A 14,634-nucleotide genomic window follows, 5' to 3' on the forward strand; every position below is an offset into this window, starting at 1 on the left:
CAGATTCAGTCTGACCTGCGTCTGACACAAGGGTCGAGCACGCCGAACGTAGCGTTCGACGCGGATCGCTGATAGCGATTAGGCCGCTGGCTCGTAGCCGGCGTTTTCGATCGTCTCGGCGAGCGTCGCCTCGCCGACGGTTGCACCGTCGTGTTCGACGCGGACTTCGTCGGCTTCGTGATTCGCCGTCGCGGAGGCGACGCCGTCGAGCGCCTCGACGGCCTCGATGACGGTCGCTTCACAGCCGTTACAGGACATGCCAGTAACCTCGAGTGTGGTCTGGGTCTGCGCCATGGGCAGTGTAGTTGCGTCGAGCGGTTGAGTGTTCCGCTCAGCGGTCGGCGATCGCGCCGGTCGGCAGCGGTCAGCGCTGGCTCGTCGGCTCTCGGCCGAGTTCGTCCGCAACTGACTCGACTTTCGTCGTTGCGCTCGTCTCGCGCGTGCGTTTATCATCTATTTTGAGAACCGTACTGACTCGATCGCCGTCGACTGCGTCGTGGGCGGCCTGTGCGGCCGCGAACAGTTCGTCCGTGCTTTCGGCCTCGATTACGGTGCCCATCGCGTTCGTCTCGTACTCGACGTCGTAGTGTTCGAGTTCGTCGACGGCCGCTGCGACTTCGCTTGCCATACTTCCCTCGATTACGGGGGCGACACTCAAGAGTGCAATTACCGTCATACCGGGTTCGAGGGCTTCAACGGTGGTAAACCCGTCCCCTTCGATTTTCAGCCCGGCGTCGGTTACGCGACAGCCCGCATCGCCTACTGTTGCTGGGCGTGAGGGAGGTGGGGCCGGTCCACACCGGGTCCTGATTCTGCCGGCGGATAGATGATCACGTCCCCGTTCGCGTACACGTAAATAGTATGTTCTAGCGCCGTGAAGGCGACGTGGCCACCGCTGCGTTCGGAACCGTCTGCGGTCGATCGGAACAGCCGGTTGAGAGCGTCCGGATCGACGCTATCGTACAGGGAGAACTCGCCCTGGGAAACGTCGATATCCGTGACCGATGCCAGCGCGTGGACGATCGTCGTCGTCACCAGCGCGCTGCTCTCGGTATCGTGGTGGAAAACGTAGCGGTCGTTCGGTTGGTCGTACTGGCGGTCAGCCGCGTCATCTGCGGGTGAACAGTCCGTTTGCATAGGAGACGTGATGCGGTCGTCTACACCTCCATATCCTGTTCCAGCATAAAACTCACTCGGTCGTGGTATCGGTTGTCGCTTGTGATGAACTGCCGCACTAACCAGTTGCCCGTCCGTGAACTCGGCGGACCAACAAGCGACGGGCCGGGAATTAACGATGCGTACTCACGCTCTATACTACAGGTACGGACGGTGAGTATGCACTACGGCGGTGCGTATCAACAGTCGCCATAGGAGTACAGATCCCGTCGCTCACGAGCTCGGTCGTGATAGAAGTGCGCTGGCTGGGATTTGAACCACGCCCAGACGTGCTCGCTTCGCTGTGCGCGACTGGTCTGATTCAAATCCAGATACGATTTCAGCCGCTCACGAATTTGTTCGCGACAAAAGTGCGCTGGCTGGGATTTGAACCCAGGTTGTGACCATGGCAAGGTCACGTGATACCACTACACTACCAGCGCCCTGCTGCACTTACACCTACTGTCGGAGGGATGTATAAGGGTTGCGAATCGTTTTGTCTTCGCTATGTCTGCCCATGTCGGAATCTGTGTCCGTGCTCTTGTACACCGCATTCGATGCAGCAATACTTGCTTCGTTCTGCCGCTGACGGACGAACGAATCACTCCAAACGACTGTGTGCCCGTTCGGTACGAATTACCGGGTGTGAGGCGTTCACAGCCGGGATCGAATCCGCTATTCTTTTAAGACCTTGTCCGCAACACATCGCTACAGTCTAGTGACGCGGCGCCGAAGCGTCACGGCATGACCGTCAGCGTACTCGTGCCGTCGTCGCTCACTCGGGAGGCCGAGGACAAACGCGAGGCCACTCGCAAACTCGGATACGTCGCCCGCGCGGCGACGGTCTTCCGTGCTGACCGCCTCGTCGTCTATCCCGATCGGGATGGCGAAACGGGGCGATTCGACGGCGGGTTCGTAAGCACCGTCTTGCGATACGCCGCAACACCGCCATACCTCCGCAACGAGGTCTGGGGGATGCGCAACGAACTGGAGTATGCGGGCGTCTTGCCGCCGCTCCGCGCCATGTCACAGACCGGCTCCGAATCTACCGGTTCGGGGTCGTTAAGACAAGGGATCGTGACCGAGGTCGGACCTGATCAACGCGTGCGGGTCAATTGCGGCTTGCAACACCCGATCTCCCTCAACGTGCCGCCGAAAATGGCGGTCGACGAGGGCGAGCGCGTGACTATCAGGATCTCTTCGCGACGACCGGTCCGGGCAAAGCTCGTCGACGACCCCCTTCCGGGGCTCTCCGTCGAGCGGACGGACCTACAGGCAGCACTCAGCCGTGAGGACGCCGGCGTTCGAATCGCCGCCTCCCGATACGGTACCGAACTTACCGTCGGGCGGCTCGGAACGCTGGCCGGACGCGTCGAGCGCGACGGGATGACCGTCGCCTTCGGCGCGCCCGAGAGAGGGCTGCCGGACATCCTCGAGTTCGAATCCGAGGACGCCGTCGACACGTTGTCGTCCTGGCCGCCGCGGTCAGACGACGCTGACGGAGTCGAACCCACATCTGGCGATGTCGATCCAGGACGAGGGTTCGACCTCTGGCTGAACACGGTTCCGTACCAGGGAAGCGATGTCGTGCGAACGGAGGAGGCTCTGTTCGCGACGCTCGCTCCCCTCTCACTCAGAGAGTGATAGAATGCCACAATCAAACGCACCACGCAAAGGCTCACTCGGGTTCGGCCCACGAAAGCGGGCGACCAGCGAGGTCCCACGCTTTAATTCGTGGCCGGACGACGACGGACAGCCAACGCTCCAGGGCTTCGCGGGCTACAAGGCCGGCATGACCCACGTCGTAATGGTCGACGACAAAGCGAACTCGCCGACCGAGGGAATGGAAGAGACCGTTCCCGTCACGATCGTGGAGACGCCGCCGATGCGCGCCGTCGCCCTGCGTGCGTACGAAGACACGCCGTACGGAAAGAAGCCGCTCACCGAGGTCTGGACCGACGAGTTCGTTCCCGAACTCGATCGCGTGCTGGACCTTCCCGGTGACGACTACGACACTGACGCTTCCGCGGACGAACTCCGCGGCTTCCTCGAGGAAGGACGCGTCGACGACGTTCGCGTCATCACGCACACGGTTCCGGGGGACATTCCCTCGATGCCGAAGAAGAAACCGGACGTGATGGAGACGCGCGTCGGCGGCGGTTCCGTCGAGGACCGCGTCGACTACGCCCTCGAACTGCTCGAGGACGGCGGCGGCGAACACGTCATGAACGACGTGTTCCGCGCCGGCGAGTACGTCGACGCAAGCGGCGTCACGAAAGGAAAGGGGACACAGGGTCCCGTCAAGCGGTGGGGCGTCCAGAAACGCAAGGGCAAGCACGCCCGGCAGGGCTGGCGCCGCCGCATCGGGAACCTCGGTCCCTGGAATCCGTCCCGCGTCCGGTCGACGGTCCCACAGCAGGGACAGACCGGCTACCACCAGCGGACGGAACTGAACAAGCGCCTCGTCGACATCGGCGACGGCGCAGACGCGACGGTCGACGGCGGCTTCATCAACTACGGTGAAGTCGACGGACCGCACGTGCTGATCAAGGGCTCGCTCCCCGGACCGGAAAAGCGCCTCGTGCGCTTCCGCCCGGCGATCCGACCCGGAGACCAGCCGCGCCTCGACCCAGAGGTGCGCTACGTCTCCACCGCATCTAACCAGGGATAACACATGGACGCAACAGTACGCAACCTGGACGGCTCCGACGCGGGATCGGTCGACCTCCCGGCGGTCTTCGAGACGCAGTACCGCCCGGACCTGATCGCCCGCGCCGTCAACGTCGCCCAGGCAAACCGCAAACAGGACTACGGTGCCGACGAGTTCGCCGGCATGCGGACGCCGGCCGAATCGTTCGGTAGCGGCCGCGGGATGGCCCACGTCCCCAAACAGGACGGACGCGGTCGCCGCGTTCCCCAGACTGTCAAGGGACGTAAGGCCCACCCGCCGAAAGCCGAGAAGGACCAGTCCGAATCGATCAACACGAAAGCAAAGAAACTGGCCGTCCGCAGCGCCATCGCTGCGACGACCGACGCTGAACTCGTCGCCGAGCGCGGGCACGCGTTCGATGATGACACCGAGATTCCGGTCGTCGTCGCCGACGAGTTCGAAGACCTCCAGAAGACGAAGGAAGTCGTCGAGTTCCTCGAGGCAGCGGGCCTCGCCGAGGACATCCAGCGTGCGGACGAGGGTCGAAACGTCCGATCGGGTCGCGGGAAGACCCGTGGGCGCAAGTACAAGACGCCGACGTCGATCCTCTTCGTTACGTCGAGCGAGACGGGCCCGTCGCGAGCGGCTCGAAACCTCGCCGGCGCGGACGTCGCGACGGCTGCGGAGGTCAACGCGGAAGATCTCGCACCCGGCGCACAGCCGGGTCGACTGACCGTTTGGACCGAAAGCGCACTCGAGGAGGTGGCGGACCGATGAGTTCGGTTATCGAGCATCCGCTCGTGACGGAGAAGGCGATGAACGACATGGACTTCGAGAACAAGCTCCAGTTCGTCGTCAACCCGGACGCTGCCAAGCCCGAGATTCGCGACGAGGTCGAAGAGCGCTTCGAGGTCTCGGTCACTGACATCAACACGCAGGTAACGATGAAGGGCAAGAAGAAAGCAACCGTCAAACTGTCCGAGGACAACGACGCACAGGAAGTTGCCTCGCGAATCGGGGTGTTCTGAGGATGGGACGACGAATTCTTGGACAGCGACGTGGACGCGGGACGCCCACGTTCCGCGCCCCGTCACACCGGTACAAGGCAAAGCTCGAGCACAAGAAGGGAGAAGACGACGACGTGATCCGCGGGACGGTCGTGGACATCGAACACGACCCGGCCCGATCGGCACCCGTCGCCGCCGTCGAGTTCGAAGACGGCGACCAGCGACTCGTCCTCGCCCCCGAGGGTATCGGGGTCGGAGAGGAGTTGCAGGTCGGTGTCTCGGCTGAGATCAAGCCCGGGAACACGCTCCCGCTTGCGGAGATTCCGGAGGGCGTGCCGGTCTGTAACGTCGAGGCGAATCAGGGCGACGGCGGCAAGTTCGCTCGCGCCTCGGGGACCAACGCGGACCTGATTACCCACGACCGCAACGCGGCGGTCGTCCAACTCCCAAGCGGCGAGGTCAAGCGCCTCGATCCGCAGTGTCGTGCCACCATCGGCGTCGTCGCCGGTGGCGGTCGCACGGAAAAGCCGATGGTCAAGGCAGGGAACAAGTACCACAAGATGAAAGCGCGGGGCACGAAGTGGCCTCGCGTCCGCGGTGTGGCGATGAACGCCGTCGACCACCCGTTCGGTGGTGGCGGTCGCCAGCACCCCGGCAAACCGAAGTCCGTCTCGCGGGACGCCCCGCCGGGACGGAAGGTCGGTGACATTTCCTCGCGCCGCACTGGTCGAGGTGGAAACAAATGAGTCAGGAGTACCGAACCGGCCGTGAGGGTGAGGAGTTCACCTACCGTGGCCACACGCTCGAGGAGCTGCAGGATCTGGAGCTCGACGAGGTTGCCGAACTGCTGCCCGCACGGAAGCGGCGAAGTATCGAACGCGGACTCTCCGTCGAGAAGCAAAAGCTCCTCGAGGAAGCCCGCGGGAAAGACGAGCAGGAGACGGCGAACGCGCCGATCCGAACGCACCTGCGCGACATGCCGGTGCTGCCGGAGTTCGTCGGGCTGACCTTCGAGGTCTACAACGGACAGTCCTTCGAGCGCGTTCGCGTCGAGCCCGAGATGATCGGACACTATCTCGGCGAGTTCCAACTGACCCGAACGTCCGTCGAGCACGGACAGGCGGGAATCGGTGCGACTCGCTCGTCGAAGTTCGTCCCACTGAAGTGATCCACGCATGGGAATCAACTACTCAGTCGACGCGGATCCCGACTCCACCGCGAAAGCGATGCTTCGGGAGCGTCACATGAGCCACAAGCACAGCAAGGAGGTCGCCCGCGAGATCAAGGGCCGAACCGTCGCGAACGCCCAGGCGTATCTCCAGGACGTAATCGACGAAGAACAGTCGGTCCCGTTTAAGTCCCACAACGCCGGTGCGGGTCACCGCTCCGACGTCGACGGCTGGGACGCCGGCAAGTACCCCGAGAAGGTTTCCGGGGAGTTCCTCGACCTGCTCGAGAACGTCACGGCGAACGCAGACCATCAGGGCTTCGACGGCGAGTCGATGGAGATCGTCCACGTCGCCGCCCACAAGGTCGGCGAATCGGTCGGTCGCAAGCCCCGCGCGATGGGGCGTGCCTCGTCGTGGAATACGCCGCAGGTCGACGTCGAGATCGTCGTCGAAGAAGTCGACGAGGAGACAGCAACCGAGGACGCGGAGGGTGACAACTAATGGCTGACGAACAACAGTTCATCGAAAACGGCCTGCAGCGGTCCCAGATCGACGAGTTCTTCCAGGAAGAACTCGGCCGCGCAGGCTACGGTGGCATGGACGTCGCCAAGACGCCGATGGGAACCCAAATCGTCCTCAAGGCCGAAAAGCCCGGGATGGTCATCGGCAAGGGCGGCGAGAACATCCGGAAGGTAACGACGGCGCTCGAAGAGCGCTTCGACCTCGAGGACCCGCAGATCGACGTGCAGGAGGTCGACGAACCCGACCTGAACGCACGCATCGTCGCGGATCGCCTCGCCAACGCCCTAGAGCGCGGGTGGTACTTCCGCAAGGCCGGTCACACGACGATCGACCGGATCATGGAAGCCGGCGCACTCGGTGCCGAGATCGTCCTCTCCGGGAAGGTCACGGGTGCACGCTCGCGCGTGGAGAAGTTCAACCGCGGCTACATCAAGCACAACGGTGAGCCCGCCGCCGAAATCGTCGACGAGGGCCAGGGCGTCGCCGTCATGAAGCTCGGGACGATCGGCGTCACGGTCAAGATCATTCCGCCGAACGCAGAACTTCCCGACGACTTCGAGATCTACGAGGACGTCGATCCGGAAGAACTCGTCCCCGAAGCCGTCGAGGCCAACGAGGCCGACGGCGTCGAAGAACTTCTCGAAGGCGAACCCGAAGAGCCCGCGGATGCCGAGGCCGCTGACTCCGGCGTCGAAGCGGGAGCCGACGAGACGCTCGAAACCGCAGCCGACGACGACGCCGAACTCGACGAAGAGGTCGTCGAGGAAGTCATCGAAGCGGAAGTCGAAGCTGAAGACGAGTCCGAGACGGATGCGGAGGCCGAGGATGACGCTGACACCGACGACACCGAGGACGACGACCTCGATGAACTCGAAGAAGACGTCGAGGCCGAAGCCGAAGAACTCGTCGAGGAGATGGAAGCCGACGCGGACGAAGATGAAGACGAAGACGAAGACGAGGGAGGTGACGCCTGATGGCAATTCTCCACGTCAAAGAGATCCGCGACATGACGCCCGCCGAACGCGCGGAAGAACTCGATGAACTCGAGACGGAACTGCTGAACCAGAAGTCCGTTCTCGCCGCCGGTGGTGCCCCGGAGAATCCGGGCCGCATCGGTGAACTCAGTCGCACGATTGCGCGGATCAAGACGATCCAGCGTGAGGAAGGCGACCTGGACGAGGAGTAATCGATTACAACGATGGCACTGACACCCGAGACACTCCCACGACACGAACTCAACGGACTGCCCGTCCGCATCGTCGAGAGTGACGACGCCGAACGGGTTGGTCTCGAGGGCCGCGTCGTCATCGAGACGACGAATACGCTCTCAATCGAAGTTCGGGACGACGGGGAGTCTCGGGTCGTCATGGTGCCAAAATCGGGCTCGGTGTTCGAGTTCATGATCACAGATGACGCCGCCGACCCCGCGAAGGGGTTGGGGACCGCGTCCAAACTGGCCGACACTCAACCTGGCGAGACCGAGCAATCGGACGCGTCAGACCGAGCCGACGGCGATGCCGTCGGCTGTCGTGACGACGACCCCTCGCGAGGTCGCCGTCGCGCTGCTGGCGAGGATGTGGCCTACGTTACGGTCGATGGATCGCGACTGCTCTCACGACCCGCCCGACGCACGGAAACGAATGGTGACTCACCATGGCAATAGGACTAGACGTTGAAACCCCTCCGGAACCAGAAAACCCGGAGGAATACGACTACGAGAAGTGTCCGTTCTACGGCGAACTCTCCGTTCGAGGACAGATCCTCGAGGGGACCGTCGTCTCGACGGACATGGACAAGACCGTAGTCGTCGAACGAGAGTACGACGTAGCGGTTCCGAAATATGACCGCTCTATGAAACGTCGCTCGCGCATTCCGGCACACGTGCCGGGCGTGCTCGAGCCGCTCTCGGTCGGTGACACGGTCAAGATCGCAGAGACCCGACCACTGTCGAAGACCAAATCGCACGTGGTCGTCGAAGTAACCGAAGAAGCGACTGCGGCAGACATCGCCGAGTTGACCCGCCAGGCAGAGCCTGATCGGGAACTCTCGAGTGGCGACGTCACGCAGGGCGCAGAACCCGAGGCAACCGAGGGTGAGCAGTGATGGAGGCGCTCAAAGCCGACGTCACGCAAGGCCTGAAGAAGGGCTCGCTGGTCACGTGTGCCGACAACTCTGGCGCACGTGAACTCAAAGTCATTAGCGTCTCGGGCTACCACGGCACCAAGAACCGCCAGCCGAAGGCGGGTCTCGGTGACAAGGTAACCGTCTCCGTCACGAAGGGGACTCCCGAGATGCGCCGCCAGGTTCTCGAGGCCGTCATCGTCCGCCAGCGGAAGTCGATCCGCCGACCGGACGGTACGCGGCTGAAGTTCGAGGACAACGCGGCGGTCATCATCGACGAGAACGAAGAGCCCCGCGGGACGGAGATCAAGGGACCGATCGCCCGCGAGGTCGCAGAACGCTTCGGAGCAATCGCGTCCACCGCGACGATGATCGTATAGAACCATGAGCAAGCAACCACACAAACAGCGAACGCAGACCGAGCGTGCACCGCTGCACAAGCGACAGAAGCAGCTTCACGCGACGCTCTCCGAGGACCTCCGCGAGGAGTATGACACCCGACGCACCCGCGTCAACGCGGGCGACACCGTCGAGGTCATGCGCGGTGACTACGCCGGCGACGAAGGCGATGTCATCCGAGCCATCCTCGAAGACGGCGTCATCCACGTCGAGGACGTGACGGTCGAGACGGCAGACGGCGAGGAAGTTCCACGCCCGCTTGACCCCTCGAACGTTCGTATCACTGAACTCGATCTGGAGGACGAGCGTCGCGAGGCACGCCTCGAAGGCGATACAGAAGGTGATAGTGAATGACGAAACACCAGAAACGACTGTCAGTACCGAAGTCCTGGCCGGTCGAGCGCAAGACCGAGGTCTTCACGGTCAAGGCTGACGCGGGTCCGCATGGCGAGGAGGGTGTTCCCCTCGTCGTCCTCCTGCGGGACGTGCTCGGCTACGTGGACTCGGCGAAGGAAGCGCGGTACGCCCTGTCGGAGGACTCGATCATCGTCAACGGCGAACCGATCAACGACGAGCAGCGACCAATCGGGATCTTCGACATTCTCGCGTTCCCCGGTCGTGGCGAGTTCTATCGCGTCTTCCCCGACGAGGGTGGCCGCCTCGCCCTTACCGAGATCGACGAGGAGTCGGCAGATAGCCGCCTCGGCAAAATCGACGGCAAACGGCAGGTTCCGGGTGGCGACACCCAGCTGACGCTTCACGACGGGACGAACGTCCTCGTCGACGACGAGTTCAGCGCGAAGGATTCCGTCGTCGTCGACAACGAGGACAAGTCGATCGTGGCCCACTTCCCGTACGAGGAGGGCGCGCTCGTGACGGCTATCCGTGGCAACCACGGTGGCAAGATCGGCGAGATCGAATCGATCGACGTCACGCCCGGAAGCGGCTCGAACACCGTTACCGTCTCAACGGACGACGGTGCGTTCGAGACCGTCGAGGAGTACGTCGTCGTCATCGACGAGAACTTCACGGGTGAGGACTCCGATGCGGAGTCCGAGGAACGTCAGGCCGCGTCTGACGGCGGTGATGCTGAATGAGCGACGCCGAGACCAGCGAGTTCCACGAGATGCGCGAACCCACCGTCGAGAAGGTCGTCGTCCACATGGGCGTCGGTCAGGGTGGTCGCGAACTCGGTCGAGCGGAGGACATCATCGAGGAAGTTACCGAACAGGAGAGCGTCCGCACGCAGGCAAAGCGGACCGAACCTGATTTCGGGATTCGACAGGGCGATCCGATCGGTACGAAGGTTACCCTTCGTGGCGACGACGCCTACGAGTTCCTCGAGAAGTCGCTGCCGCTTGCGGACCTGTCGTCGGCGCAGTTCGACGATACGGGCAACTTCAGCTTCGGGGTCGAGGAACACACCGAGTTCCCGAGCCAGGAGTACGACCCGAACGTCGGCATCTACGGGCTGGACGTGACCGTCAACCTGGTTCGTCCCGGCTACCGCGTGACCAAGCGGGATAAGGCGACGCGGCCGATCCCGTCGAGTCACCGACTCACCCCCGAGGACGCCATCACGTATCTCGAGGCGAACTTCGACGTAACCGTCTCCGCGGAGGAGGAAGACGATGAGTGAAAGCGAACAGGAACCGGAACCAGAACCGGACGAAGACGTCGCAAGCGAGCGCACAGGCGAGCACGCGGCAAAGCGCACTGGCCAGATCGAAGAGTGCCAGCGCTGTGGCCGCAAGCAGGGGTTAGTCGGCAAGTACGATATCAACCTCTGTCGGCAGTGCTTCCGTGAGATCGCCCGCGACATGGGATTCAAGAAGTATCGATAATATGACTGGAAACGATCCACTCAGCAACGCGCTCTCGGGGCTCGACAACGCCGAGAGCGTGGGGCATCTCACCCACGAGGTAACACCCGCCTCGAACGAAATCGGCAGCGTGCTCGAGGTCTTCTACGACCGCGGGTACATCGACGGCTTCGAGTTCGTCGACAACGGCAAGGCCGGTCAGTTCGAGGTCGAACTGAAAGGAGCGATCAACGAGTGTGGCCCCGTCAAGCCCCGCTACAGCGTCGGTTCCGAGGACTTCGAGAAGTGGGAGAAGCGGTTCCTCCCGGCTCGAGACTTCGGTGCGCTAGTCGTCACGACGAGTGACGGCATCATGAGCCATTACGAGGCTCGTGAGAAGGGGATCGGTGGCCAGGTGATCGCATACGTCTACTAACCATGCGAGTCGAACTGGACATCCCTGACAACGTAACCGTCGAGATCGACCACCTCGATGTGACCGTCGATGGACCGGAAGGCACCGTTTCCCGGCGTCTCTGGTACCCCGACGTGACCGTCGACGTGGAGGATGACACCGTGGTCATCGAGAGCGAGGCCGAGGACGCAAAGACGAACGCGACCGTCGGCACCTTCGAGAGCCACGTTTCGAACGCTTTCCACGGCGTGACCGAGGGCTGGGAGTACAAGATGGAAGTCTTCTACTCTCACTTCCCGATGCAGGTCCGCGCGGAGGGCGAGGAGGTCGTCATCGAGAACTTCCTCGGCGAGAAGGCAGCGCGACGTACGACTATCCACGGTGAGACCACCGTCTCCGTCGACGACGAACGAATCGTCCTCACTGGCCCCGACAAGGAAGATGTCGGCCAGACGGCGGCGGACATCGAGCAGCTGACGAAGGTCAGCGGCAAGGACACCCGCGTCTTCCAGGACGGGGTCTACATCACCGAAAAACCCGCCACCGAAACCGGAGGTGCCTGATAGATGGCAGACGAACAACCACAGGAACTCGAAGACATCAGTGGCGTCGGTGCGAGCAAGGCAGACGCCCTTCGCGAGGCCGGCTTCGAGTCCATCGCGGACGTCAAGGAAGCCGACCAGGACGACCTGGCCGAAGCCGACGGCGTCGGCAACGCGCTCGCAGCGCGTATCAAGGCCGACGTCGGCGATCTCGAGGTCTCTGAGGAGACCGAGGCCGAGATCGAAGACGAAAGTGCCGAGGACGAAGCGGAACCTGCCGAAGACGTCGAAACCGAACTGCAGGCCCGCGGCCTGACCGAGAAGACGCCGGACCTCTCCGACGATGAACAGCGCCTTCTCAACCGCCGCAAGAGCGAAGGCAAGCCGCAGTTCAACCGGCAGGACTACCACATGAAAAAGCGAACGCCGGAGTCCTGGCGACGCCCGCGCGGTCAGCTCTCGAAGCAGCGCAAGGGCATCAAGGGCAAAGGCCCGAAAGTCGAAGCCGGCTACCGCACGCCCACCGACGTTCGGGGGAAACACCCGAGCGGCTTCGAAGAGGTCTACGTCGAGAACGTCGACGACCTCGAGGGTGTCGACGGCGACACGGAAGCGGTCCGTATCGCCTCCGCCGTTGGCGCACGCAAGCGCGAACGCATCGAGGAGGTCGCCGAAGACGAGGGCGTTCGCGTCCTGAACCCAACCTACGAAGAGGTCGAGGTGGAATCCAATGACTGATCTTTCCGCACAGAAACGACTCGCTGCCGACGTCTTAGACGTGGGCAAGAATCGTGTCTGGCTCGACCCCGAAGCCCAGGCCGACATCGCCGAGGCCATCACCCGCGACGAAATCCGTGAACTCGTCGAGGACGGCCGTATTCAGGCTGACGACGCCAAAGGGAACTCTCGCGGTCGTGCACGCGAACGGAACGAAAAGCGTGCCTACGGCCACCAGAAGGGCCCGGGCAAGCGCCGCGGCAAGAAAGGCGCACGCCAGAACGAGAAAGAAGAGTGGCAAAACCAGATTCGCGCACAGCGACGGAAGCTGCGTGAACTCCGCGACAAGGGCGAACTGACGCCCACGCAGTACCGCGAGCTCTACAAGAAGGCTGGCGGTGGCGAGTTCCGTAGCGTCCGGTACCTGTTGAACTACATCGATGAGAACTACGGTGACCAATAATGGCGACAGGACCACGATATAAAGTGCCAATGCGGCGTCGCCGTGAGGTCCGGACGGATTACCATCAGAGGTTGCGCCTGCTGAAATCGGGCAAGCCCCGCCTCGTTGCTCGCAAGAGTAACAAGCACACTACGGCGCAGCTGATCGTTCCCGGACCTCAGGGGGACGAGACGCTCGCAAGTGCACACTCGAGCGATCTCGAGGAGTACGGTTGGGACGCGCCCACGAGTAACATCTCTGCAGCCTACCTAACCGGCCTGCTGGCCGGTAAACGGGCAGTCGAAGCCGACATCGAGGAGGCAGTCCTCGACATCGGCCTCAACACGGCAACGCCCGGAAACAAGGTGTTCGCAGTGCAGGAGGGCGCAATCGACGCCGGCCTCGAAATTCCGCACAACGACAGCGTGCTCGCAGACTGGTCGCGTACTCGCGGCGAACACATCGCCGAGTACGCCGAACAGTTAGACGAGCCGCTGTACAGCGGTGACTTCGACGCAACCGAACTCCCAGAACACTTCGACGAGGTACGAGAGGCGATTCTCGAATGAGTGGAAACAACTACAACGACAACGGATGGGAACCCGTTACCCGTCTCGGCCGGAAGGTCCAGGAGGGCGACATCGATACGATGGAGGCCGCCCTCAACTCGGGACTCCCGCTCAAGGAACCCGAACTCGTCGACCAGCTCCTTCCCGGGCTGGACGACGAAGTGCTTGACATCAACATGGTCCAGCGCATGACCGACTCCGGGCGACGCGTGAAGTTCCGTTGTGTCGTCGCCGTCGGCAACCGCGACGGCTACATCGGCTATGCGGAAGGTCGAGACGACCAGGTCGGGTCTGCTATCCAGAAGGCAATCGGTATCGCGAAACTGAACATCATCAAGGTCCCGCGCGGCTCCGGTTCGTGGGAGGACCGCTCGGACCGTCCACACTCGCTGACTCGCCAGACGACCGGCAAAGCCGGCTCCGTCGAGGTCGAGGTCATTCCGGCCCCCGAAGGACTCGGGCTCGCCGCGAGTGACACGGTCCGTGCCGTCCTCGAACTGGCCGGCATCGAAAACGCCTGGACCAAGAGCCACGGCAACACGCGAACGACCGTCAACCTCGCGAAAGCGACGTTCAACGCACTCGAGAACGCCTCGCAGTCGCGACACCCGCGGGCACGCGAGACCACCCGTGACGAAGCGGAGGTGACCGAGTGATGAAGGCAGTCGTTCAGGTCCGTGGCGAAGTGAATCGCCAGCAGACCGTCCAGGACACCCTGGAAATGCTCAACATTCACGGCGTCAACCACTGCGCACTCATCCCCGAAACCGACACCTACCGTGGCATGATCACGAAGGTTAACGACTACGTCGCCCACGGGGAACCCGACGCCGACGTGCTCGAAACGGTGCTCGCAAAGCGAGCGGAACCGCTCGAGGGCCGCCAGTCCGACGTCGACGAGGAGTGGCTCAGCGAGAACACCGAGTTCAGCGACTTCGCTGCACTCGCCGAGGCGCTACTCGACGAGGAAACGACGCTTCGCGAGGAGGGACTGTCGCCGACGCTGCGACTGCACCCGCCACGTGGCGGTCACAATGGGATCAAAAAGCCAACCGCGGAGGGCGGCCAACTCGGAAAACATACAACCGAGGACATTAACGTCCTGTTAGAATCGATGCGATAAC

The 14,634-nt window shown here is 62.9% G+C and carries 26 protein-coding genes and 1 tRNA gene; 23 read left to right on the forward strand and 4 right to left on the reverse strand.

Translation table 11 applies throughout. From position 1 onward, the window contains the following. Positions 1-78 precede the first annotated feature (78 nt). From SM755_RS17435 to SM755_RS17450, 4 genes are all read right to left on the reverse strand, one after another. Positions 79-294 carry a heavy-metal-associated domain-containing protein gene (locus SM755_RS17435; protein WP_323173782.1) on the reverse strand — a complete coding sequence of 72 codons (216 nt, stop codon included), beginning with the start codon at positions 292-294 and terminating at the stop codon, positions 79-81. Between the two features lie 70 nt (positions 295-364). Continuing rightward, positions 365-676: an MTH1187 family thiamine-binding protein gene (locus SM755_RS17440; RefSeq protein ID WP_323173783.1), complete on the reverse strand. Its 312-nt coding sequence runs from the start codon at positions 674-676 to the stop codon at positions 365-367. 83 nt (positions 677-759) lie between these two features. Beyond that, positions 760-1,137 carry a HalOD1 output domain-containing protein gene (locus SM755_RS17445; RefSeq protein ID WP_323173784.1) on the reverse strand — a complete coding sequence of 126 codons (378 nt, stop codon included), beginning with the start codon at positions 1,135-1,137 and terminating at the stop codon, positions 760-762. Between the two features lie 390 nt (positions 1,138-1,527). After that, a tRNA-Gly gene (locus SM755_RS17450) sits at positions 1,528-1,598 on the reverse strand. 301 nt (positions 1,599-1,899) lie between these two features. Here SM755_RS17450 and SM755_RS17455 point away from each other — a divergent pair. The 23 genes from SM755_RS17455 to SM755_RS17565 are packed head-to-tail and all read left to right on the forward strand — an operon-like array spanning position 1,900 to position 14,633. Further along, positions 1,900-2,799: a putative RNA uridine N3 methyltransferase gene (locus SM755_RS17455; protein WP_006666657.1), complete on the forward strand. Its 900-nt coding sequence runs from the start codon at positions 1,900-1,902 to the stop codon at positions 2,797-2,799. 4 nt (positions 2,800-2,803) lie between these two features. Continuing rightward, the gene (locus SM755_RS17460; RefSeq protein ID WP_323173785.1) at positions 2,804-3,826 is read left to right on the forward strand and encodes a 50S ribosomal protein L3; all 1,023 of its coding nucleotides are present in this window, start codon (positions 2,804-2,806) and stop codon (positions 3,824-3,826) included. A 3-nt stretch (positions 3,827-3,829) separates the two neighbouring features. Then, the gene (gene rpl4p, locus SM755_RS17465; RefSeq protein ID WP_323173786.1) at positions 3,830-4,582 is read left to right on the forward strand and encodes a 50S ribosomal protein L4; all 753 of its coding nucleotides are present in this window, start codon (positions 3,830-3,832) and stop codon (positions 4,580-4,582) included. Next, on the forward strand, positions 4,579-4,833 hold the full coding sequence (locus SM755_RS17470; protein WP_006108961.1) for a 50S ribosomal protein L23: 255 nt from the start codon (positions 4,579-4,581) through the stop codon (positions 4,831-4,833). The genes rpl4p and SM755_RS17470 overlap by 4 nt, the downstream gene beginning before the upstream one ends. 2 nt (positions 4,834-4,835) lie before the next feature. Further along, the gene (locus SM755_RS17475) at positions 4,836-5,558 is read left to right on the forward strand and encodes a 50S ribosomal protein L2 (RefSeq protein ID WP_323173787.1); all 723 of its coding nucleotides are present in this window, start codon (positions 4,836-4,838) and stop codon (positions 5,556-5,558) included. After that, the gene (locus SM755_RS17480) at positions 5,555-5,980 is read left to right on the forward strand and encodes a 30S ribosomal protein S19 (protein ID WP_006826041.1); all 426 of its coding nucleotides are present in this window, start codon (positions 5,555-5,557) and stop codon (positions 5,978-5,980) included. Before SM755_RS17475 ends, SM755_RS17480 begins: the two co-directional genes overlap by 4 nt. 7 nt (positions 5,981-5,987) lie before the next feature. Further along, positions 5,988-6,482 (forward strand): 50S ribosomal protein L22, encoded by a 495-nt coding sequence (locus SM755_RS17485; RefSeq protein WP_006826042.1) that lies wholly within the window; start codon positions 5,988-5,990, stop codon positions 6,480-6,482. Further along, positions 6,482-7,477 (forward strand): 30S ribosomal protein S3, encoded by a 996-nt coding sequence (locus tag SM755_RS17490; RefSeq protein WP_323173788.1) that lies wholly within the window; start codon positions 6,482-6,484, stop codon positions 7,475-7,477. Before SM755_RS17485 ends, SM755_RS17490 begins: the two co-directional genes overlap by 1 nt. Further along, a complete protein-coding gene (gene rpmC / locus SM755_RS17495; protein ID WP_006666651.1) occupies positions 7,477-7,689 on the forward strand; it encodes a 50S ribosomal protein L29 in 213 nt (70 codons plus the stop codon). Before SM755_RS17490 ends, rpmC begins: the two co-directional genes overlap by 1 nt. A 12-nt stretch (positions 7,690-7,701) precedes the next feature. Then, positions 7,702-8,166, forward strand: a complete 465-nt coding sequence (locus SM755_RS17500; protein WP_323173789.1) for a ribonuclease P protein component 1 — start codon at positions 7,702-7,704, stop codon at positions 8,164-8,166. Next, positions 8,157-8,606 carry a 30S ribosomal protein S17 gene (locus SM755_RS17505; RefSeq protein ID WP_006666649.1) on the forward strand — a complete coding sequence of 150 codons (450 nt, stop codon included), beginning with the start codon at positions 8,157-8,159 and terminating at the stop codon, positions 8,604-8,606. The genes SM755_RS17500 and SM755_RS17505 overlap by 10 nt, the downstream gene beginning before the upstream one ends. Next, positions 8,606-9,004 carry a 50S ribosomal protein L14 gene (locus SM755_RS17510; RefSeq protein WP_006666648.1) on the forward strand — a complete coding sequence of 133 codons (399 nt, stop codon included), beginning with the start codon at positions 8,606-8,608 and terminating at the stop codon, positions 9,002-9,004. The genes SM755_RS17505 and SM755_RS17510 overlap by 1 nt, the downstream gene beginning before the upstream one ends. Positions 9,005-9,008: 4 nt before the next feature. After that, entirely contained in the window at positions 9,009-9,377 is a 369-nt protein-coding gene (gene rplX / locus SM755_RS17515; protein ID WP_006826047.1) for a 50S ribosomal protein L24, read from the forward strand. Further along, positions 9,374-10,120, forward strand: coding sequence for a 30S ribosomal protein S4e (locus SM755_RS17520; protein ID WP_323173790.1), 747 nt, complete (start codon positions 9,374-9,376; stop codon positions 10,118-10,120). The genes rplX and SM755_RS17520 overlap by 4 nt, the downstream gene beginning before the upstream one ends. After that, positions 10,117-10,662, forward strand: coding sequence for a 50S ribosomal protein L5 (locus SM755_RS17525; RefSeq protein WP_323173791.1), 546 nt, complete (start codon positions 10,117-10,119; stop codon positions 10,660-10,662). The genes SM755_RS17520 and SM755_RS17525 overlap by 4 nt, the downstream gene beginning before the upstream one ends. Next, a complete protein-coding gene (locus SM755_RS17530) occupies positions 10,655-10,867 on the forward strand; it encodes a 30S ribosomal protein S14 (RefSeq protein ID WP_006108949.1) in 213 nt (70 codons plus the stop codon). The genes SM755_RS17525 and SM755_RS17530 overlap by 8 nt, the downstream gene beginning before the upstream one ends. Position 10,868: 1 nt before the next feature. Beyond that, positions 10,869-11,261, forward strand: coding sequence for a 30S ribosomal protein S8 (locus SM755_RS17535; protein ID WP_323173792.1), 393 nt, complete (start codon positions 10,869-10,871; stop codon positions 11,259-11,261). A 2-nt stretch (positions 11,262-11,263) separates the two neighbouring features. Beyond that, complete coding sequence (locus SM755_RS17540) at positions 11,264-11,803, forward strand: 50S ribosomal protein L6 (protein WP_006666645.1); 540 nt, start codon at positions 11,264-11,266, stop codon at positions 11,801-11,803. A gap of 3 nt (positions 11,804-11,806) precedes the next feature. Then, complete coding sequence (locus SM755_RS17545) at positions 11,807-12,520, forward strand: 50S ribosomal protein L32e (RefSeq protein ID WP_006666644.1); 714 nt, start codon at positions 11,807-11,809, stop codon at positions 12,518-12,520. Continuing rightward, positions 12,513-12,962 (forward strand): 50S ribosomal protein L19e, encoded by a 450-nt coding sequence (locus SM755_RS17550; RefSeq protein ID WP_006108945.1) that lies wholly within the window; start codon positions 12,513-12,515, stop codon positions 12,960-12,962. Before SM755_RS17545 ends, SM755_RS17550 begins: the two co-directional genes overlap by 8 nt. Next, a complete protein-coding gene (locus SM755_RS17555; RefSeq protein ID WP_006108944.1) occupies positions 12,962-13,510 on the forward strand; it encodes a 50S ribosomal protein L18 in 549 nt (182 codons plus the stop codon). The genes SM755_RS17550 and SM755_RS17555 overlap by 1 nt, the downstream gene beginning before the upstream one ends. Next, positions 13,507-14,166 carry a 30S ribosomal protein S5 gene (locus SM755_RS17560; protein ID WP_006666642.1) on the forward strand — a complete coding sequence of 220 codons (660 nt, stop codon included), beginning with the start codon at positions 13,507-13,509 and terminating at the stop codon, positions 14,164-14,166. Before SM755_RS17555 ends, SM755_RS17560 begins: the two co-directional genes overlap by 4 nt. After that, positions 14,166-14,633 carry a 50S ribosomal protein L30 gene (locus SM755_RS17565; RefSeq protein ID WP_006666641.1) on the forward strand — a complete coding sequence of 156 codons (468 nt, stop codon included), beginning with the start codon at positions 14,166-14,168 and terminating at the stop codon, positions 14,631-14,633. Before SM755_RS17560 ends, SM755_RS17565 begins: the two co-directional genes overlap by 1 nt. The last annotated feature ends 1 nt before the right edge of the window (position 14,634 follow it).

Source organism: Natrialba sp. PRR66, assembly GCF_034808065.1.
Taxonomy (GTDB): domain Archaea; phylum Halobacteriota; class Halobacteria; order Halobacteriales; family Natrialbaceae; genus Natrialba; species Natrialba aegyptia.